20 protein-coding genes are annotated in these 20266 nt (G+C 63.6%); 14 read left to right on the top strand and 6 right to left on the bottom strand.

What is annotated here, in order from left to right; translation table 11 throughout:
* Positions 1–17 precede the first annotated feature (17 nt).
* The 9 genes from H0485_RS15930 to H0485_RS15890 all read left to right on the top strand — a co-directional run bounded on the left by H0485_RS15930 (position 18) and on the right by H0485_RS15890 (position 9942).
* A complete protein-coding gene (locus H0485_RS15930) occupies positions 18–1646 on the top strand; it encodes a phytoene desaturase family protein (RefSeq protein WP_226936939.1) in 1629 nt (542 codons plus the stop codon).
* On the top strand, positions 1627–3174 hold the full coding sequence (locus H0485_RS15925) for a phytoene desaturase family protein (RefSeq protein ID WP_226936938.1): 1548 nt from the start codon (positions 1627–1629) through the stop codon (positions 3172–3174). Before H0485_RS15930 ends, H0485_RS15925 begins: the two co-directional genes overlap by 20 nt.
* Positions 3171–4358 carry an aminomethyl transferase family protein gene (locus tag H0485_RS15920; RefSeq protein ID WP_226936937.1) on the top strand — a complete coding sequence of 396 codons (1188 nt, stop codon included), beginning with the start codon at positions 3171–3173 and terminating at the stop codon, positions 4356–4358. The genes H0485_RS15925 and H0485_RS15920 overlap by 4 nt, the downstream gene beginning before the upstream one ends.
* A gap of 70 nt (positions 4359–4428) precedes the next feature.
* On the top strand, positions 4429–5646 hold the full coding sequence (locus H0485_RS15915) for an aromatic ring-hydroxylating oxygenase subunit alpha (RefSeq protein ID WP_226936936.1): 1218 nt from the start codon (positions 4429–4431) through the stop codon (positions 5644–5646).
* Between the two features lie 65 nt (positions 5647–5711).
* Positions 5712–6815: a polyamine ABC transporter substrate-binding protein gene (locus H0485_RS15910; protein ID WP_226936935.1), complete on the top strand. Its 1104-nt coding sequence runs from the start codon at positions 5712–5714 to the stop codon at positions 6813–6815.
* 16 nt (positions 6816–6831) lie between these two features.
* Positions 6832–7935: an ABC transporter ATP-binding protein gene (locus tag H0485_RS15905; RefSeq protein ID WP_226936934.1), complete on the top strand. Its 1104-nt coding sequence runs from the start codon at positions 6832–6834 to the stop codon at positions 7933–7935.
* Between the two features lie 5 nt (positions 7936–7940).
* Positions 7941–8870, top strand: coding sequence for an ABC transporter permease (locus tag H0485_RS15900; protein WP_226936933.1), 930 nt, complete (start codon positions 7941–7943; stop codon positions 8868–8870).
* Positions 8867–9709: an ABC transporter permease subunit gene (locus H0485_RS15895; RefSeq protein WP_226936932.1), complete on the top strand. Its 843-nt coding sequence runs from the start codon at positions 8867–8869 to the stop codon at positions 9707–9709. The genes H0485_RS15900 and H0485_RS15895 overlap by 4 nt, the downstream gene beginning before the upstream one ends.
* Positions 9706–9942 (top strand): hypothetical protein, encoded by a 237-nt coding sequence (locus H0485_RS15890; RefSeq protein WP_226936931.1) that lies wholly within the window; start codon positions 9706–9708, stop codon positions 9940–9942. Before H0485_RS15895 ends, H0485_RS15890 begins: the two co-directional genes overlap by 4 nt.
* Before the next feature lie 60 nt (positions 9943–10002).
* On the opposite strand, the gene H0485_RS15885 is transcribed toward H0485_RS15890, so the two are convergent.
* A complete protein-coding gene (locus tag H0485_RS15885; protein WP_226936930.1) occupies positions 10003–12321 on the bottom strand; it encodes a DEAD/DEAH box helicase in 2319 nt (772 codons plus the stop codon).
* Positions 12322–12530: 209 nt separating this feature from the next.
* On the opposite strand from H0485_RS15885, the gene H0485_RS15880 reads away from it, so the two are divergent.
* Complete coding sequence (locus tag H0485_RS15880; RefSeq protein ID WP_226936929.1) at positions 12531–13784, top strand: DNA polymerase IV; 1254 nt, start codon at positions 12531–12533, stop codon at positions 13782–13784.
* A gap of 89 nt (positions 13785–13873) precedes the next feature.
* Here the strand turns inward: H0485_RS15880 and H0485_RS15875 are convergent, their stop codons facing one another.
* Together H0485_RS15875 and dapD are read right to left on the bottom strand one after the other, a co-directional pair.
* Positions 13874–14224: a DUF8846 family protein gene (locus tag H0485_RS15875; RefSeq protein WP_226936928.1), complete on the bottom strand. Its 351-nt coding sequence runs from the start codon at positions 14222–14224 to the stop codon at positions 13874–13876.
* A gap of 53 nt (positions 14225–14277) precedes the next feature.
* Positions 14278–15105, bottom strand: coding sequence for a 2,3,4,5-tetrahydropyridine-2,6-dicarboxylate N-succinyltransferase (gene dapD, locus H0485_RS15870; RefSeq protein ID WP_226936927.1), 828 nt, complete (start codon positions 15103–15105; stop codon positions 14278–14280).
* Between the two features lie 79 nt (positions 15106–15184).
* Here dapD and H0485_RS15865 point away from each other — a divergent pair, with 79 nt between their 5' ends.
* Positions 15185–16006 carry an LOG family protein gene (locus tag H0485_RS15865; protein WP_226936926.1) on the top strand — a complete coding sequence of 274 codons (822 nt, stop codon included), beginning with the start codon at positions 15185–15187 and terminating at the stop codon, positions 16004–16006.
* A gap of 48 nt (positions 16007–16054) precedes the next feature.
* Here H0485_RS15865 and H0485_RS15860 read toward each other — a convergent pair whose 3' ends face one another.
* Complete coding sequence (locus tag H0485_RS15860; RefSeq protein WP_226936925.1) at positions 16055–16750, bottom strand: glutathione S-transferase N-terminal domain-containing protein; 696 nt, start codon at positions 16748–16750, stop codon at positions 16055–16057.
* 147 nt (positions 16751–16897) lie between these two features.
* On the opposite strand from H0485_RS15860, the gene mscL reads away from it, so the two are divergent.
* Entirely contained in the window at positions 16898–17287 is a 390-nt protein-coding gene (mscL, locus tag H0485_RS15855) for a large conductance mechanosensitive channel protein MscL (RefSeq protein ID WP_226936924.1), read from the top strand.
* A 155-nt stretch (positions 17288–17442) separates the two neighbouring features.
* Here the strand turns inward: mscL and rpsU are convergent, their stop codons facing one another.
* Positions 17443–17649 carry a 30S ribosomal protein S21 gene (rpsU, locus tag H0485_RS15850; protein WP_082400860.1) on the bottom strand — a complete coding sequence of 69 codons (207 nt, stop codon included), beginning with the start codon at positions 17647–17649 and terminating at the stop codon, positions 17443–17445.
* A 110-nt stretch (positions 17650–17759) separates the two neighbouring features.
* Here rpsU and H0485_RS15845 point away from each other — a divergent pair, with 110 nt between their 5' ends.
* Together H0485_RS15845 and H0485_RS15840 are read left to right on the top strand one after the other, a co-directional pair.
* Positions 17760–18467, top strand: a complete 708-nt coding sequence (locus H0485_RS15845; RefSeq protein WP_226936923.1) for a COQ9 family protein — start codon at positions 17760–17762, stop codon at positions 18465–18467.
* 45 nt (positions 18468–18512) lie between these two features.
* On the top strand, positions 18513–19508 hold the full coding sequence (locus H0485_RS15840; RefSeq protein WP_226936922.1) for an NAD(P)H-quinone oxidoreductase: 996 nt from the start codon (positions 18513–18515) through the stop codon (positions 19506–19508).
* Positions 19509–19561: 53 nt separating this feature from the next.
* Here H0485_RS15840 and H0485_RS15835 read toward each other — a convergent pair whose 3' ends face one another.
* Entirely contained in the window at positions 19562–20173 is a 612-nt protein-coding gene (locus tag H0485_RS15835; protein WP_226936953.1) for a ribonuclease T2 family protein, read from the bottom strand.
* Between the last annotated feature and the right edge of the window lie 93 nt (positions 20174–20266).

The following is a 20266-nucleotide window of genomic DNA, read 5'->3' as shown; positions in this document are numbered from 1 at the left end:
CCGGATGAGGCCCGGAGATGAGTGATGCCCGGGCATATGATGCGCTGATCCTTGGCGCGGGGCATAATGGCCTCGTCACCGCCTGCTATCTGGCCCGGGCCGGGATGCGGGTGCTGGTGGCCGAGAAAAACCCCTGGGTGGGTGGCGCGGCGGTTTCACGTGAACTGAGCGAAGGTTTCACCTATTCCAACTGCTCTTACGTCGCCTCGCTGTTTCGCCCCGAGATCATGCGCGACCTTGAGCTGCCCCGCTACGGGCTGCAGATCCTGCCCTATGAGGGCGGCGCGGTGCTGCAGCAGGATGGCGGCTATCTGGCGATGTTTCGCGACCATGAGGCCAACCGCCGCGAATTCGCCCGCCATTCAAAACGCGATGCCGAGGCCTATGATCTCTATTCCCGCGATGTGCTGCGCTACTGCCGTTTTATCCGGCCACTGCTTTTGCGCACCCCGCCCGATCCGGCCCGTTTCCGCCCGCGCGATCTGGCCGAGCTGCTTTACCTCGGCAAACAGGTCTCTGGCCTGAGCGAGGCGCAGATCGCCGATATGGTGCGGTTCTGGACCATGTCGATCTCGGATTATCTCGATCATTATTTCGAAAACCCGGTGATCAAGGCCTATCTGGCGGTCTCGGCCATTATCGGCACAGCGCTGGGGCCGATGTCGCCAGGCTCGGCCTATGTGCTGCTGCATCATTATATGGGCGATGTGGATGGCAATATCGGCGCCTGGGGCTATGCGCGCGGCGGCATGGGCTCGATCACAAAGGCCCTTGCCGCCTCGCTGAAGGCCTCGGGCGGCGAGATCCGCACCGGGGCGGGTGTGGCAGAGGTCCTGGTGCAGAACGGCCGGGCCATCGGCGCTGTGCTCGAAAATGGCGAGGAGATCCGGGCCAGCCGCGTCATCTCGAACATGGATGTGAAGCGCACCATGCTGAAGCATGTGGCCGAGCGCGAGCTGCCGGGGGATTATCTCGCCTCGGTAAAAAAATTCAAAACCCGTGGCTCATCCGGCAAGCTCAATATCGCGCTGGACGGGGTGCCGAAATTCACCGCCCTTCCCGAAGGGGCGCCGATGCTGAAAGGCGATCTGCATTTCACCGACAGTATCGAGCGGATGGAGCGCGCCTATGATGACTGGAAGGACGGCCGCTTCAGCCGTGATCCGTTCCAGGATGTGATGATCCCGACCCTGATCGATCCGACCATGACCCCGCCGGGCCAGCATTTCATGTCCTGTTTCGTGCAATATGCCCCGCCAAAGATTGAGGGGCGCGACTGGACAGACGCCGACCGCGACGCCTTTGGCCAGACCTGCCTTGATCAGATTGAGCGCTATGCCCCGGGCTTTAAATCCCTGGTGCGCCATGTCGAGATCCGCACCCCGCGCGAGCTGGAGGCCGAGGTCGGGCTGACCGAGGGCAATATTTTCCAGGGCGAGCTGACCTTTGATCAGCTGCTCTTTAACCGCCCCGTGCCCGGCTATGCCAATTACCGCACGCCTCTGCGCGATCTGTGGATCTGCGGCTCCTCGACCCATCCCGGGGGCGGGGTGATGGGGGCGCCGGGCCGCAATGCCGCGCGTGAAATTCTGCGCGAAGCGCAATTGTCGCGAAAGGAGATGAGCGATGCCTGGCCCGTCCTCTGAGCCGGATCGCAGCGTGATCGTGATCGGCGGCGGGCCGAACGGCCTTGCCTGCGCGCATCGCCTCGCCCGCAAAGGCCGCAAAGTCACGCTGCTCGAGGCGGCCGAAAGTTTTGGCGGCGGGGCGCGGGCTCTGCCCGAACTCGCCCCCGGCCTCACCCCCTCGCTGGCGCATCTTTGCTGGCATCCCGACCCCAGAGTGGTGAAAGAGATGGCCCTGGAAAAACACGGGCTGAGATGGGCCGCCCGGGCTCTGCCGACCATTGTGCTGTCGCAGGGCAGAGCGCTGAGGATCGAGGGCGCGAAAACCACCGGGCCCGATGCCGGGGCCTGGGCGCTTTTGCACCAGCGCCTCAGCCGCTATGCCGCCGCGCTCGAACCTTTCCGGCGCATGGCCCCGCCGCGCCTGCAGGCCAGGGGCAATGCCTGGCCGGCGCTGATCCGGCATTTCTTTGGCATCCGGGCGCTTGGCACCAGAGAGTTTCGCGAATTGCTCCGGCTTTTGCTGATCAATGTCTATGACCTGGCCCAGGACGAGCTGAGCGACCCTGCGCTGCAGGCCGCGCTTTGCTTTGACGGCGTGCTGGGGGCCTGGGCCGGGCCGCGCTCGCCCAATACGCTGATCCTGCTGCTGGACCGGCTGGCCGGGGCCGCAGATGGCCCGGCGCTGCCCGAGGGCGGCCTGCCTGCCTTTGCCTCGGCCATGCAGCGCGCCTGCGCAGCAGCCGGGGTAGACCTGCGCAGCAAGGCGCGTGTGGCCCGGATCCTGACCGAAAGCGATCAGGTGAGCGGCGTTTTGCTGGAAAGCGGCGAGACCCTGCCGGCCCGCGTGGTGATCTCGGCCATTGGCCCGAAGGCCACTTTGCTGGATCTGACCGGCGCGGCGCAGTTCGACACCGGTCTGATCACCCGGCTGCGCCATCACAAAGCCCGTGGCGCCACCGCAAAGCTGCATCTGGCGCTGAGCGCCCCGCCCGGTTTCCGCGGAGCCGATCTGCGCAGCCGCCTGTTGCTCGCCGACAGCCCGGATGAAATCGAGCGCGCCTTCAACCCGGTGAAATACGGCGAAACCCCGGCGCGCCCGGTGATGGAAGTGCTGATCCCCACCGCCTTTGCCCGTGAAACCGGGCCGCAGCTCCTGTCGGCCAATGTGCAGTTCGCGCCCTCGGTCCCGAAGGCCGGAGAGGAGGCAGCCCGCGCGGCCCTGCTTGAGGCCAGCCTGAACCGCCTGGAAGAGGCCGCGCCCGGGATCAGGGCCCTGATCACCCGGGCCGATATGCTGATGCCCTGGGACATTGCCCGGCAATATGGCATGGCAGGCGGCTCCTGGCATCATGGGGAACTGTCGGTCGAACAGATGCTGTTTAACCGCCCCGTTGCGGCTTTGTCGCGCTATGCCACACCGCTCTGCGGCCTCTGGCTGACCGGAGCCGGCACCCATCCTGGCGGCATGTCCGGCGCGGCGGGCTATAATGCTGCCGAGGCCCTGCTTGCCAGCAAACCGGGCTTTGCCTCCGGAGTACCAGCATGACCGCGCTGACACATTTTCAGACCCCGCTGCTGCAAACGCCCTTCCATCCGCGCCTCGCGCCGCTGAACCGGCAGCAGAACTGGGGGGCCTGGGCCGGATATCTGGCCGCAGGCTGTTTCGGCGATGCCGCGATCGAGCATACCGCGATCCGCAACACCGCGACGCTGTATGATATCTCGCCCATGATCAAATACCGCATCACTGGCCCGGATGCGGTGGCTTATCTCAACCGCCTGACCCTGCGTGATGCCGGGGCGCTGGCCCCGGGCCAGGTGCAGTACACCGCCTGGTGTGACGACCAGGGCAAGCTGATGGATGATGGCACCCTGTTCCGCCTCGGCGAGGCTGATTTCCGCCTGTGCTGCCAGGAGCGGCACCTGCCCTGGCTGCTCGACAGCGCTTTCGGCTTTGCGGTGACGATCCGGGATGAGAGCGAAGATCTGGCCGCCCTCGCGCTGCAAGGGCCGGTTTCGGCAACCGTGCTGGACCAGGCTGGCTTTGATGTCAGAGCGCTGAAGCCGTTCCGCCAGGCCAGCTTTGAGTTCGGAGGCGGCGAGATCGCAATCTCGCGTACCGGCTTTACCGGCGATCTGGGCTATGAGCTCTGGCTGCCCCCCGCGCTGGCCCTGCCGCTCTGGGATCATCTGATGCAGGCGGGCGCGCTTTATGGCCTGACCCCGATCGGCGGCGAGGCGGTGATGCTGGCGCGGACCGAAGCCGGTTTTCTGACCACCGGCCTTGATTTCATCCCGGTGCAGCAGGCGCTGCGCGAAGATCGCGCCCGTTCGCCCTTTGAGCTGGGGCTGGGCTGGATGATCGCCTGGGAGAAGGGGCATTTCACCGGACGGCGGGCGCTGCAGGCAGAAAAGCAGAACCACAGTTCGGCCTGGGCGCTGGTCGGGCTGGAGATCCCGGGCAATATCAGCGCCGAGGGGGCCATCCTCTACCAGAGCAAAAAGCGCGAGGTGGGCTTTATCACCGCCGCCTGCTGGTCGCCGACGCTCAAGCGCAATATCGCCATCGCCCATGTCGAAAGCCGCTATGCCGACTGCCGCGACCTCTGGGTCGAGATCTATGCGCAGCGCGAGCTGCAGTATCACAAGCTGATGCTGAAAGTGGCGAGGACCGCCCGCCCCTTCTTTGCCCCCGAGCGCCGTCGTGCGACGCCGCCCGCCCGCTGGTGAGGCGCGGCGCCCATAATGTTCACCGCTGGCCGCGTGCCAGAACCGGCAAACTGATCAAGGAGGTGCTGCCATGACCCTGCCCTTTACATCTGATCCGGTGCCCGAAAACTGGGACCGCAGAGGTCTGCCGGCCTGGTGCTATCACTCGGCCGAGCTTTTCGCCCTCGAGCGCGAAGAGGTATTTTTGCGCCACTGGCAGGTCGTGGGCCATATCTCGGACCTGCCCGCTGCCGGTGACTGGCTGGGCTTTGATCTGCTTGACGAGCGTGCGGTGATCATCCGCGGCCAGGACGGGGTGATCCGCGCCTTCATGAACCTCTGCCGCCACCGCGGGGCGCGGGTGGTCGAGGGCAGCCAGGGCCAGTGCCGCAGCGCGCTGATCTGCCCCTTCCATGGCTGGGTCTATAATTTTGACGGCACCCTGCGCGGCGTGGCCCGGCCCGAAACCTTTGGCGAAGGGATCGACAAGGCCGCTTTCGCGCTGAAGCCGCTGGAGCTGGAAATCTTCGGCGGCTTCCTGTTCCTGCGTTTCCGCCCCGGCCCGCAGCCATCGGTTGCCGAATGGCTGGCCCCCTATGCGGCGGAATTTGCCGCCTGGCAGAGCGAAAGGCTGCAGCCGCTCAATGTGGTGAGCTGGAGCAATGATCTGCCGGTAAACTGGAAATCAGTGCGCGATGTCGACAATGAAGGCTATCATGTGGCCCTCGCCCATCCCGGGCTGCAGGACCTTTATGGCCGGGATTACCGCGACATCTACCTGCCCGACGGCCTGCATATCAGCTACGGCTTTTACGGCGACCGGCCCGGCCGGGGCTGGTCGGTGCGCAATTACGTCAAGCATTCGCCGCTCAGGGCAGACCTGCCGCCGCATCTGCGCCGCAACTGGGCCTATTACGGGCTTTTCCCGAATACGGTGATCGCCTTCACCCCCGAAAGCGCGCAATTCTACCAGGACCTGCCGCTTTCCCCCGGCCAGACCCGGCTGACCGGCCGGCAATACCGGCTGGCTCAGGAAGACCGCCAGACCCGGGTCGCGCGCTATCTGGCGCAGAGAATTGACCGCGAGACCTCGGCCGAGGATCAGCAGCTGTCGATCTGGTCCAATGAATCAATGCGTTCCGGGCATTTTGAGGGCTTCCACCTCTCCGATCTCGAATATGGGCTGCGCCGGCATCACGATCAGCTGCGCGCCCTTCTGCCGGTCATGCAGCGCAACGAGGCCCCTGACGCCGCAGAAATCCGGGCGCTGAACAAAGAACTGGCTTGCCAGACTCTGGCCCGGCCTTAGGCTGAGCCGACGAGAGACAGGTTTCAAAGGCAATTTATAAAACAAAAGACTCAGGGAGATAGGATATGAAGCTGACCCGACGCCAGGCCCTTACCACCGTTTCCGCAATGGTACTCTCAGCCCCCTTTGTCAGCCGCGCCCGCGCCTCTGGTGCGGTTCATGTCACCAACTGGGCCGATTATATCGGCGAAACCACCCTCGCGGATTTTGAGGCCGAGACCGGGATCAGCGTGGTCTATGACCCCTATTCCAGCACGGAGGAGATCGAGGCCAAGATGATGCTGGGCCAGACCGGCTATGATGTGGTGCTGCAGTCGGGTCTGTCGCTGCCACGTCTGATCCGGGCCGGCGTCTATCAGAAGATCGACCGCAGCAAGCTGAGCAACTGGCATAATCTCGATCCGGAAATCCTGAAGAAGATCGCCTATTACGATCCCGGCCATGAATATGGCGTGCCCTATATGTGGGGCTCGGTCGGTCTGACCTATAATATGAAGATGCTGCGCGAACGTCTGCCCGATGCCGATCCCACCAGCCTTGATCTGCTGATGAAGCCGGAATTCGCCTCGGCCCTGGCCGATTGCGGCATCAGCCTGCTCGACAGCCCGACCGATTTTGGCTTTATCGTGCTGAAATATATGGGCATCGATCCGGCCGATGCCACGCCCGCCGATTATGATAAAATGGCGGAAATGATGGCCCGGGTCCGCCCCTATATCTCGGCTTTCGACAACAGCAATTACCTCAATGCAATCCCCAATGGCGAGCTGTGCATGGCCGGCACCTGGTCGGGGGATTATTCGGTGGCCCGCAGCCGGGCGGCCGAGGCCGGGATTGATCTGGAACTGGCCTATTTCGTTCCGAAAAGCGGCGCGCCGGCCTGGTTTGACCTCTGGGCCGTGCCCTCCGATGCGGCAAATGTCGAAAACGCGCATATTTTCATGAATTACCTGCTGCGCCCCGAGGTGATTGCCGACTGCACCAGCTTTACCGGCTATGCCAATGCCAATGCCGCCGCCACACCGCTGCTCGATCCCGAAATTTCCGGCGATCCGGCAGTCTATCCCGATGCGGAAACCATGTCGCGCCTGTTTACCACGGTTCCGCTGAGCGATGAGCAGGAACGGGCGCTGAACCGCAGCTGGCAGACCGTCAAGGCGGGCGGCTGAGGCAGGAATTCCGCTCATGCAGGACCTTACCGCCCCGTTCATCCGTATCGAAGGCGTCGGCGAAAGCTTTGGCCAGTTTGAGGCATTGCGCGATGTGAACCTGACCATCGACCGGGGCGAGATCTTCGCCCTGCTCGGCGGTTCAGGCTGCGGCAAAACCACTTTGCTGCGTATGCTGGCCGGGTTTGAAAGCCCGACCCGCGGCAGGATCTTTATCGATGGCCAGGATATGGTTGATACCCCCCCCTGGGAGCGGCCGGTGCATATGATGTTCCAGTCCTATGCCCTCTTCCCGCATATGAGCGTGGCCCAGAATGTGGGCTATGGGCTGAAACACGAAAAAATGACGCGGGCAGCGCGTGAGGCCCGGGTAGAAGAAATGCTCGATCTCGTGCAGCTGACGCCTTTCGCCAGCCGCAAACCGCATCAGATCTCGGGAGGGCAGCGCCAGAGGGTGGCGCTGGCCCGGGCTCTGGCCCGGCAGCCCAAGCTGCTGCTGCTCGATGAGCCGCTGGCGGCGCTGGATAAGAAGCTGCGCGAACATACCCAGTTTGAACTGATGTCGATCCAGCAGCGCACCGGCGTGACCTTCATTGTCGTGACCCATGACCAGGAAGAGGCAATGACCCTCGCCGACCGGATCGCGGTGATGGATAAAGGTGTGGTGCGCCAGGTGGGCGCCCCGACCGAGATTTACGAATATCCCAATTCGCGTTTTGTCGCGGGCTTTATCGGCGCCATCTCATCATTCACCGCCCGCGTCCTGCGGGTGGCGGGCGATCAGGCCGAGGTTGAGGTCGCGGAATTTGGCGGCAGTTTCACCGCCCGCGCCACCCCGGGGCTGCGCGAGGGGCAGGAAGTCACCCTTGCTTTGCGGCCCGAAAAAATTGCGATCTCAAAAACCCGGCCTGAGGGCGTCAATGTCATCCCCGGCCAGGTGAAGGATCTCGCCTATTTCGGCAAGGACAGCCTCTACCGGGTCAGTCTCGCCTCTGGCGCGCTGCTCTCGGTTCATGCGGTCAATGCGCGCCGCGCCGGAGAGGCGGGGCGTCCGGCTGACTGGGATGACGAGGTCTGGCTCTCGTTTGAGCCGGGCTCGGCCATCCTGCTGACGGAGTGATGCCGATGAAACCCCTCACTGCCTGGTTTCACAGCCGGGGCTGGCGCGATCTGCTGATCGCCATTCCCTATGCCTGGCTGGTCGTGTTTTTCCTGCTGCCCTTCCTGATCGTGCTGGCGATGAGCTTCGCCACCCAGACCCCCACCGCCCCGCCCTTCAGCTTTGGCGGTGAGCATCCGGTGATGAACCCGCGCGGCTATCTGCGGCTGATCGGCGATCCGCTCTATCTGCGCGCCTTCATCACCTCGCTGAGCAATGCCGCCATCGCCACCTTTTTCTGCCTGCTGATCGGATATCCGATGGCCCTTGCTCTGACCCGGGTGTCGCGCTCCTGGCGCAATATTCTGCTGATGCTGGTGATCTTGCCGTTCTGGACCTCATTCCTGCTCAGGGTCTACGCCTGGATGGGGCTGATGGGGCGCAATTCCTGGTTCAACGGTATGCTGACCGATGCCTGGAATTTCCTCACTCCCGGCTCCTGGGCGATGCAATCGATCCCGATGATGCATTCGAATTTCGCGGTGATCCTGGTCACGGTTTACACCTATCTTCCCTTCATGATCCTGCCGCTCTATGCCAGTCTCGAGCGGCTGGATCCGCTGCTCGATGAGGCGGCGATGGATCTGGGCTCGCGCCCCTCGCAGGTGTTTCGCGATGTGACTTTGCCGCAGAGCGTGCCGGGCATCATCGCCGGGGCCATGCTGGTCTTTATCCCGGCGGCGGGCGAGATGGTGATCCCGACCCTGGTCGGCAACCCGGCCTCGCCGATGATCGGGCGCCTGATCTCGGATGAATTTGCCCAGGTGCGCGACTGGCCCATGGCCTCGACCATTGCCGTGGTCCTGCTGGTGCTGATGGTCGGGCCAACCATGCTCTACAGCCGCTATCAGCAAAAAGCCGAAGCCGCGGGCGAGGAAGCAGAGGGCCGGACATGAAACGCAGCCCGACCTTCCTGATCACCATGCTCTGCTTTGGCTTTGCCTTTTTCTACATCCCCATCCTGTCGATGATTTTCTATTCTTTCAATGAAAGCCGCCTCGCCACGGTCTGGGGCGGGTTTTCCACCAAATGGTACAGCTCGCTCTTGAGCAACCGCCAGGTGATGGGCGCGCTCTGGCTGTCGCTGAAGATTGCGCTGATCTCGGCCACGGTCGCCACCCTGCTCGGCACCATGGCCGGGATCGCCCTGGCGCGGTTTCGCAAGTTCCGCGGCCGCCCTCTCTTCTCTGGCCTCGTCACCGGGCCGCTGATCATGCCCGAAGTGATCACCGGCATTTCGCTGCTGATGTTCTTCATCATGCTGGGGCAATGGACCGGCTGGCCGGGCAGTCGTGGTTTTACCACCGTCACTCTCGCCCATATCACCTTTTCAATGGTTTTCGTGACCACCGTGGTGCATTCGCGGATGCGGTCGATGGACCGCGCGATTGAAGAGGCGGCGATGGATCTGGGCGCAAGGCCCTGGCAGGTGCTGCGGGATGTGACTTTGCCGGTGATCTCTCCGGCGCTGCTCTCGGGCTGGCTGCTGGCCTTTACCATTTCCCTTGATGATGTGGTGATCACCTCTTTCACCACCGGCCCGGGCTCAACCACCCTGCCGTTGCTGATCTGGTCCAAAGTGAAGCTCGGCGTCACCCCCGATATCAATGCTCTGGCCACGCTGATCATCCTGGTGGTCGGGATCTGCGTGGTCATTGCCGGCTGGCTGATGTCGAGGGCAGAAAAGCGTCGTCTGCGGGGCGAGCGCCTGGCCCGGCGCGAGGAGGCAGGATGAGCCGCACCGAGGCCTGGGCAGAGCTGAGCACCCCGACCGGGCCCAAAGGCAGCGGCCGGGCCCGCTATGCCGCTGCAATGTCGCTCTATAATCTCGGCGAGATCAATGCCGCCGAGCTGGAGGCCTACCGCGAGGCGGCAGCCTCGGACCGGCGCGACCCGGCCGAAGCCCTGGCCGATCGCGGCTTGCCCCTGCCCCGGCCATCGAACCGCCCGAGCGGCAAAAGCCAGTGAAAAAGGGCGCGCCCTGCGGCGCGCCCCTGATCTCTTGTCAGTCTTTCCCTTGCAGGAAGATCACTTACGCGGGCCTTTCGGCGGCACGAAGCGCTTGGAGGTGTCTTTGGCATCGCCACGCGGCGCGGCAGGCTTGGCTCCGAAAGGCTTGGCCCCGAAGGGTTTCGAGCCAGCCGGACGCGGGCCGTCGAATTTGCCGCCTTCCCGCTTGGCGAAGGGACGGCCTTCGGCACCACCCTCACCGCGCGGCTTGCGGTCGAAATTGCCCTCGCCATGCGATTTGAAACCGCTCGACCGGGCCGGACGCTCCGGGCTGCCGCCATGCGATTTGAAACCGGCCGAACGGGGCCCAGGCTTGGCCGGACGGTCGTCACGCATCGGGCGCTCGCCATCGGTGGGCGTCCAGCGCGGCTTGGAGGGCGCATCGCCGTCACGACGCTCAAACGAACGACGCGGTGCATCGCTGTCTTCGCGGCGGGCATAGGGCTTACGCGGTGCGTCACCCTCTTCACGACGGGCATAGGGTTTGCGCGGCGCATCGCCCTCATCACGGCCAGCCCAGGGCTTGCGCGGTGCATCGCCCTCTTCGCGGCGGACATAGGGCTTGCGCGGCGCATCCCCTTCATCACGGCCAGCCCAGGGCTTGCGCGGGGCGTCACCCTCGTCGCGGCGGGCATAGGGCTTGCGCGGAGCATCGCCCTCTTCACGGCGGGCATAGGGCTTGCGCGGGGCGTCACCCTCTTCGCGACGGGCATAGGGCTTGCGCGGCGCATCGCCTGCAACACGGCCTTTCGGTCCGAATTCCGGCGCCTCAGCCTGACGCTCCATGGTCAGACCCGGCTCGATCTCGGTCACTTCCTTAAAGCGGCTCGCCAGCTGTTCGGCGATCTGCACGAAGGTCACATTCTGCTGCACCCGGATCGCGCCGATGCCGTCTTTTGCAATGCCACCGGCCTCGCAGATTTTCGGCAAGAGCCAGCGGGCTTCGGCGCGGCCTTCATGACCGACCGACAGTTTATACCAGACCGAGGCCCCGAACTCGCCACGCTCACGCGGCGGCAGCGGTGCCGGCGGCGGCAGATCTTCGGCCAGCTCTTCCGGGGCCGAGCGCTTGGCGCGCCACAGACGAACGAAAGCCGCAGCAATCGCTTCGCTGCTATGCGCTTCAAGCAGGTTCGCGGCGATTGCGGTGTCTTCGCCCATACCTTCCAGCAGCGACGGATCCGAGATCAGGCGCTCATCCTCACGGCTCTGCACCTCATCCGCGCCCGGGGCCTTGCCCCATTCTGCCACCAGCTTGGCGCCCTGCAGCAGGCGGTTTGCCTTGCGGAACTCGGCCTGCGGCACCACCAGAACTGAGGTACCTTTATTGCCCGCGCGGCCGGTCCGGCCCGAGCGGTGCAGCAGAGTTTCCGAATTCGACGGCAGATCGGCATGGATCACGAGGTCGAGTCCCGGCAGGTCGATGCCGCGTGCAGCCACATCGGTTGCGATACAGACGCGGGCCCGGCCATCGCGCAAAGCCTGCAGCGCATGCAGACGCTCAGACTGCGACAGTTCACCCGAAAGCGCCACCACCGGGAAACCACGGTTCACCATACGCGCATGCAGATGATTCACATTGGCCCGGGTCTTGACGAAAACGATGGCGCAGCGCGCATCATACCAGCGCAGCACGTTAAAGATCGCCGGCTCTTTATCGCGGTTCGAAACCGAGATTGCCTTATATTCAATATCAGCATGCTGGCTGGCGGTCGACTTGACTTCAACCCGGCGGGCATCGCGCTGATAGGTTTCTGCCAGTTTCGCGATCTCACGCGGAACCGTGGCCGAGAACATCAGGACGCGCTTCTCTTCCGGGGCGCTGCCCAGCAGGAATTCCAGATCATCGGCAAAGCCCATGTCCAGCATTTCATCGGCTTCGTCGAGCACGACAACCGCCAGTTCCGACAGATCGAGCGAGCGGCGCTCAACGTGGTCGCGCAGACGGCCCGGGGTGCCGACAACGATATGGGCACCGCGATCCAGCGCGCGCTTTTCGGTGCGGTAATCCATGCCACCGACGCAGGAGGCGACTACCGCGCCTTCATAGAGCCAGACCAGCTCGCGCTGAACCTGCAGTGCCAGTTCGCGGGTCGGGGCAATGATCAGCGCCATCGGCTTGTCGGCCGGCAGGAAATTGTCGATCCCGCCCATCACCTGGGGCGACATCGCCAGACCGAAAGCCACGGTTTTACCCGAGCCGGTCTGCGCCGAGACCAGCATATCGCGCCCGTCAAGTTCCGGCGCCAGAACGGCTTCCTGAACCGGGGTCAGCTGCGAATAGCCTTTGGCCGCCAGGGCCGCCTGAAGCGGGCCAGCGAGAGTGTCGATCGTCATTATTTTATCCTGTCCGGGGGCCAGTTGCCCACCGTTTTGAGCCATTGAAAAAAGGCCCAGAAGCACCGCCGCGACCCCTCCCGGTCACGGCCCGGAGCAGACAGGCCAGCGCGCCTCATACACGTGATCCCGGCCAGTGTCCATGAAGGACAGAGGTTTTCTCTTCCCCCCTGTGCGAATTGCCGCAACCGGGTTATCCTCTGCCGATCATGCCCAGCCTGTGCCGAGATTGTCTGAAATGCTTCCCCGGGGGCAGCCGCTGCCCGGCCTGCCGCTCGCCGCGCGTGCTGGCCCATCCCGAGCTGGAAAGCCTTTCGATCGCCCATATGGATTGCGATGCCTTTTATGCCAGCGTCGAGAAACGCGACAATCCGGCACTGCGGGACCAGCCGCTGATTGTCGGAGGCGGCACCAGGGGGGTTGTCTCAACCTGTTGTTATCTCGCACGTATTAAGGGCGTCCGCTCTGCCATGCCGATGTTTGAGGCGATGCGGCTCTGCCCCGAGGCGGTGGTGGTGCGGCCCCGGATCAGCCATTATGCCGAAGTCTCGCGCCAGATCCGCGCCATGATGGAGGAGCTGACACCGCTGATCGAACCGCTGTCGCTGGACGAGGCGTTTCTCGATCTGACCGGCACGGCGCGGCTGCATGGCGCCCCGCCCGCGGTGCTGCTGGCGCGGCTGACAAAACGGATGGAGGATGAGCTGGGGGTGACCGGCTCGATCGGGCTGTCGCATAATAAATTTCTGGCCAAAATCGCCTCTGATCTCGACAAGCCACGGGGATTCTCGGTGATCGGCCGCAGCGAAACCCCGGTCTTCCTGGAGGATAAGCCGGTCGGCATCATTCCTGGCGTCGGCACCGCCAGCAAAGCGGCGCTGGAAGCGGCCGGGATCCGCAAGATCCGCGACCTGCTACGCTGGAATATCACCGATCTGAGCGCGCGCTTTGGCCAGCAGGGCAGCCGGCTCTGGCATCTGGCGCGAGGCGAGGATCACCGCCCCGTCGCCCGCGACAGCGCGCTGAAGAGCATCTCGAAAGAGACCACTTTCGACAAGGATACCAGTGACAGAGATCTGCTCGACGGCCAGCTCTGGCGGCTGGCGGTGCAGGTTTCAGACCGCGCCAAAGCCAAAGAGCTGGCCGGACAGACCGTCACGCTGAAGCTGAAAAAGGGCGATTTCCAGACCGTCACCCGGCGCCAGGCGCTCTCCGATCCGACCCAGCTTGCCGACCGGATCTATCGCGCCGCGCGCGATATGCTGGAGCGGGCCGAGACAAAGGGGCCCTTGCGGCTGATCGGCTGCGGCCTCGCTGATCTCTGCCCCGGGGCCGATGCCGACCGCAGCCCCGATCTGCTCGATCCTGATGCGGTGAAACGCGCCAGGGCCGAGGCCGCCACCGATGCGATCCGCGCCCGCTTTGGCGCCGATGCGATCCAAAAGGGCCGGGCTTTGCGCTGAACAAAAAACGCCCCGGACAGGGGCGTTTTCATCAGATGAGCAGCAACCCCCACCAACCGGGGCACCCGCGCGCCCCGGCTTCCGGCGGATCAGTCGTAGAAAGGCGTCATCTGCGCGACAATCACCGAGTTTTCCTCGAGCGCGCGCTCCATCAGCTCAATTTCCTCTTCGCCGATCTCATCGCCCGCCTTCTGCCGCTCTTCCAGCGTGCCAAGACCCTGAACCTCAAGCGGCGACAGATCGGCCTCTTTCAGAATGGCCACGGTTTCGCGGACGGCTTCCGCCTCATCAACGCCCGAAGAATAGCACATCAGCGCCGCGCCGGTGGCTTTCGCCGGCAGGCCGTCACCTTCTTTGCGGCCAACCTCAACCACCAGGGTATAGACCTGCTGCGGGCGTTTTTCCTTCGGCTCTTTCGCCGGTTTTACATCTTCACTCATGTCACGCCCCTGAGAAAAGGCCGGCGCTTTCGCCCCGGCCCGGGTCTGTCCGATCAGTCGCGCAGCAGCTCATTGATCGAGGTTTTCGAGCGGGTCTGTGCATCGACGCGCTTCACGATCACCGCCGCATAGAGGTTCACGCCATTTTTCGACGGCAGCGAGCCTGCGACCACGACCGAACCGGCCGGCACTTCGCCATACATCACTTCGCCGGTTTCACGGTCAACGATCTTGGTCGATTTGCCGATGAACACACCCATGCCGAGGACCGAGCCCTCGCGCACGATGCAGCCCTCGACCACTTCCGAACGCGCGCCGATGAAGCAGTTATCCTCGATGATGGTCGGACCGGCCTGCATCGGCTCCAGCACGCCGCCGATGCCGACGCCGCCCGAAAGATGCACATTCTTACCGATCTGGGCGCAGGAGCCGACGGTGGCCCAGGTGTCGACCATGGTGCCCTCGCCGACATAAGCGCCGAGGTTCACGAAGGAGGGCATCAGCACCGCGCCGGGTGCAATATAGGCCGAGCGGCGCACGACACAATTCGGCACGGCGCGGAAACCGGCAGACTTCCACTCGGCCTCACCCCAGCCTTTGAACTTGCTGTCCACCTTATCCCACCAGGTGCCGCCCTGGGGGCCGCCTTCGTGGATTTCCATATCTTTGATCCGGAAGCCGAGCAGAACGGCTTTCTTCGCCCATTGATTCACATGCCAGTCGCCATTCTCACGGCGTTCCGCCACCCGCAGTGTGCCTTTATCGAGCGCCTCCAGCGTGGCCTCGATCGCATCCCGCTGCTCGCCCTTCGTGGCAGAGGTGATGGACTCGCGTGCCTCCCAGGCAGCTTCGATTGCGGTTTCCAGCGCGGCATTCGACATAGCTCAATCTCCGGACGTGTTTCCTTCGGGTCTGTCGGCTATAAGACCTGAGCCTGTATCACGCAATCGGAGACAAAGTATGAAGGACGAACCGCGCAGCCATCCGTTTCGTGACAGCTCGCAGGATGCCGCCAGCGCTGACCGGATCCCGGACACCCAGCAGACCCGGGCACCGGCCTATCGTCTGGCCTTCACCGACCAGGATTTCATGACCCGCGAAGAGCTGCGCCCGATCCGGCTGCAGCTGGAACTGCTCAAGCCGCAGATGATCATGGATGAGCGCGGCATTGAGACCACGGTGGTCCTGTTCGGCGGCGCGCGGATCCCGGAGCCGGCAAAGCGCGACAGCGCGAAAACCAGCGCCCTGGCCGATCTTTCGCCCTATTATGACGAGGCGCGCCGTTTCGCCCAGCTGATGACCGAACGCAGCCTGGAAAGCTATGGCCGCAAATGGGTGATCGTGACCGGCGGCGGCCCGGGCGTGATGGAGGCGGGCAATCGTGGCGCCGCAGATGCCGGTGGCCAGTCGGTCGGGCTGAACATTGTCTTGCCGCATGAACAGGCGCCGAATGCCTGGGTAACCCCGGATCTGTGTTTCAACTTCCACTATTTCGCCATCCGCAAAATGCATTTTCTGATGCGCGCGGCGGCAGTGGTGGTCTTCCCGGGCGGCTTTGGCACCATGGATGAGCTGTTTGAAAGCCTGACCCTGATCCAGACCGGGCGGATGAAATCGATCCCCTTCATCCTCTTTGGCAAGGACTGGTGGGAGAAGGTGGTCAACTGGGATCAGCTGGCCGAAGCCGGGGTGATCAGCCCCGAGGATCTGCAGCTTTTCGCCATAGTCGAAACCGCCGAAGAGGCGATCCGGGTGATCGACGGCTGGAAAACGCCCTGCTGATCCGGGGCTGACAGGCGGGCAGCAAAAGCTGCCCGCACGCGGCCTGGCTCAGGGTTTAGCCGGAATTTTCAGCGCGCGCTGCACCGCCGGGCGGGCGAGAAACCGCTCAAGATAGGCCGGAACATGCTGCAGCTGCTGCCAGCCCGCCAGATCGGCCGCTTTGTAAAAACCGGTCAGCGTGTTCAGCCAGGGGCCGATCGCCATATCGGCAATGCTATATTCCCCGGCCACCCAGTCTTTACCCGCCAGCGCCCCGTCGAGCACTTTCAGCAGCCGCTCGGCCTCGGCCCGGAAACGCTCTTTCGGGCGCGGATCCTCAATTTCTTTGCCGGCGAATGTGTGGAAATATCCCAGCTGACCCAGCATCGGACCAAGCCCCCCCATCTGCCACATCAGCCATTGCACCACCTGCCAGCGACTGGCCTCGGGCAGAAATTTCCCGCTCTTTTCCGCTAGATAGAGCAGGATCGCCCCGCTCTCAAACAGGGCCAGAGGCTGACCGCCCGGCCCCTTTGGATCGATGATCGCCGGAATTTTATTATTGGGGTTCAGCGACAGAAATTCCGGGCTCAGCTGATCATTGCTGCCGAAATCAACGTAATGCGCCTCATAGGGCAGCCCGCTCTCCTCGAGCATCAGCGAGATTTTCACCCCGTTTGGCGTGGCCAGCGAATAGAGCTGGATCACATCGGGATTTGCTGCCGGCCAGCGGCGGGTGATCGGAAAATCGGCAAGATGGCGCATCGGCTTCTCCCTCGGGTGCAAAGACAACAGATAGGTGAAAATACCCCGTTAGAAAGGGCCATCTTTTATGCAATATTCACGCTACGCTTTCGCGAGATGAATAAGGGACAGGACCGGCACAGACCGGTAAAACAAGGAACGGCAATTATGCTCAATGAATTCAAGACTTTCATTGCCCGCGGCAATGTGCTCGACATGGCGGTCGGTATCATCATCGGCGCCGCCTTCACCGCCATCGTCACCTCGCTGGTTGACGACCTCGTCAATCCGCTGATCGGCCTGATCATCGGCGGCATTGATTTCTCGGGCCTCAGCTTTGGCCTTGGCGATGCTCAGTTCAGATATGGCAGCTTCATCAATGCTGTGATCAAATTCCTGATCATTGCCTGGGTGGTCTTCCTGCTGGTCAAGGGCGTGAACCGCATGGCGGGGATCGGCCGGAAAAAGGCCGAAGAGGCCCCTGCCGCCCCCGCCGCGCCGACCGAGGCCGAGCTGCTGCAGGCCATTCTGACCGAGCTGAAATCGAAACCCGTCTGAACCGGACTGCCACCCGGCCCGCCTGATCCCGGCGGGCCGGGTGGCAGAAAAAGGAAAACCCCCGGCCTTGCGGGACGGGGGTTGACCGAATTCGGGCCCGGCGAAGGGCCCCAGTGTTCAAAAGAACGCCTGGAAACTGCTTTACAGCAGAAAACTCAGAGCGCGCCTTCGCGCTGCGCCTTCTTGCGCGCGAGTTTACGCGCACGGCGGATCGCTTCAGCTTGCTCACGGGCTTTCTTAACCGACGGTTTCTCGAAATGTTGCTTAAGCTTCATTTCACGGAAAACGCCTTCGCGCTGCAGCTTCTTCTTCAGAGCACGGAGTGCCTGTTCGACGTTATTGTCACGAACGCTGACCTGCATGTGGTTGTCACCACCTTCCTAAGCTAGAGTTGCACATGTTGATGTGCAGGCTCGCGCCCAATACCAGAGGGGAAGGGGTCTGTCCACCTTTGCAAGGGAAGGAGCCGGAGATGCAAGCCGCTGAACTTCGGGAAAAGCTGCTGGATGCTGCGCTGAACCATGTCGCCTTTGATGGCTGGTCTGAGGCGACATTTCAGGCAGCGCTGGCTGATTCGGGGCTGGAACCCGGCCTTGCGCGCGCGCTTTTCCCGCGCGGCGGCCTTGATCTGGCTTTGGCCTATCATCAGCGTGGCGACCGGCAGATGATGCGCCAGCTGGCGGCCGAGGATCTCAGCGCCCTGCGGTTTCGCGACCGCATCGCCCGGGCGGTGATGCTGCGCCTGAGCCTGGCCGAGCGCGAGGCGGTACAGCGCGGCACCACGCTTCTGGCCCTGCCCCAGAACGCCGCCCAGGGCTCCAAGGCGCTCTGGGGCACGGCGGATGCGATCTGGTGCGCGCTTGGCGACACCTCTGAGGATGTGAACTGGTACACCAAACGGGCCACGCTTTCGGCGGTCTATGGCGCGACCGTGCTCTACTGGCTTGGCGATGACAGCCCGGACCACCAGGCAACGCGCGACTTTCTCGACCGGCGCATCGAAGGCGTGATGCAGTTTGAGAAAACCAAAGCAAAGCTTGCGCAGAACCCGCTCGGCAAGGCATTGATAGCAGGACCGCTGAAGTTCCTTGGCCGGATCCGCGCCCCTGCCTTGCCCAAAGATCTGCCCGGACGCGAGACCCCGGCAGAGGGGCCGGACCAGGGGTCGCAGCCCGGCTGAGGCGTCCTGAAAAGCTTTGTTAAGCCGCTGCCGGAGCCTTTGAGAATGTCCCTGTCTGATACGATGCTGGCCATTGAGATCACCGCCCCTGGTGGCCCGGATATGCTGCAGCCGGTCTCGGTGCCGGTGCCGATGCCCGGACATGGGCAGATTGTGATCCGCATTGCCTATGCCGGGGTGAACCGCCCCGATGCCATGCAGCGCGCCGGGGCCTATGCGCCGCCGCCCGATGCCTCGCCGCTGCCCGGCCTCGAATGCTCGGGCACTGTGGTTCAGATCGGCCCGGGGGTGACCCGCTGGCAGCCAGGCGATAAGGTCTGCGCTTTGCTGCCCGGTGGTGGCTATGCCGAATATGCGCTTTGCGCCGAGGGCCATGCTCTGCCGGTTCCGGCAGGACTGTCCCTGAAACTGGCCGCCTGCCTGCCCGAGACCTGCTTCACCGTCTGGTCAAATATCGTCATGCGCGGCGGGCTGAAGGCGGGAGAGGTCTTCCTTGTCCATGGTGGCACCTCCGGCATCGGCACCACGGCGATCCAGATCGCCCGGGCGCTCGGGGCCAGGGTCTTCGCCACGGCGGGCAGCGATGAAAAAGTGCAGGCCTGCCTCGATCTCGGTGCCGAAGAGGCCTTCAACTATAAATCCAGCGATTTTGTCGCCGGGATGCGCCGGGTTGGCGGAGCAGATCTGATCCTCGACATGGTGGGAGGAAGCTATATCCCCCGCAATATCAAAGCCCTGGCCAATGACGGCCGTATTGTGCAGATCGCCTTCCTGCAAGGCGCAAAGGCTGAGGTGAATTTTGCCGAAGTGATGATGCGCCGGCTGACCCTGACCGGCTCGACCCTGCGGCCCCAAAGCGACCTGATCAAAAAGCGCATCGCCAGCGAGGTGGAGCGCGAGGTCTGGCCGATGATTGCCCGCGGCGCGCTGAAAGTGGTGCTCGACAGCGAGTTCAGCCTGCGCGACGCCGCCCGCGCCCATGAGCGGATCGAATCCTCCGGCCATATTGGCAAGATCGTGCTGAAGGTCGAAGGGGCCTGAGCAGCCCCCCCCAGTCCGGCCCCCTGTTCAGCCCCCGGTTCAGCGCCAGCGGATCAGCGCACAGCCTCCAGCGTTGCATCCTGCAACCGGCAGTCGCGGATCACCTCGGCGCCGCAACGGCGCGGCTGCAGATCCCGGGTCAGGCAGATCCGCACCTCACGGATCTGCCGGCCCTGACAGACCACTGTCACCTGATCGCGCTGCAGCCCCGGATTGCTCTCAAGAAAAGCACTCTCGATCACCTCGGCCGGAACCTGCAGCGTCTTTGACATCCGGGCAAAAACCGGCGGGATCACCACGCTGTCAAAGGCCTCGCGCGCTTTGGCATAATAGGCCCGCGCTGACAGGCCCGAGCAGCGGCCATGCTTTTTCCACTGATAGAAGGCCGAGCCGGAACTGCCCATAATATCGGCCATTGCCGCGCTGTCAGAGCGGTTCGGATCGCGCTCGACAGTCCGGCAATAGCTCGGCCAGCCCTTTTCATTCTGCGGCCAGAGGCCATGCAGCACGAAAGTCAGCCCGCGGCCCCGGTCACATTGCGGCTCGCCCCGGCCCTTGCCATCGGTGGCACACCAGGCCGAAGACCAGGACAGCGCCATCACATAATAGTCAAACTCACCGGCCCGCTCGCCCTCGGCCAGCGCCGGGCGGCTGGCTCCGGACATCAGGAAAAACGCAAGCAGCACCAGCGCAGATCGCAGCGATTTCACTTTCCCTCTCCCTGTTTTCGCACTATACCAGCGTGGATTCCCCGACAT

Origin of the sequence: Pseudogemmobacter faecipullorum, assembly GCF_020539525.1 — a bacterium.
Lineage (GTDB): Bacteria > Pseudomonadota > Alphaproteobacteria > Rhodobacterales > Rhodobacteraceae > Pseudogemmobacter > Pseudogemmobacter faecipullorum.
Note: the sequence above shows the minus strand (reverse complement) of the source record. Positions and strands in the feature narration are given on the sequence as shown.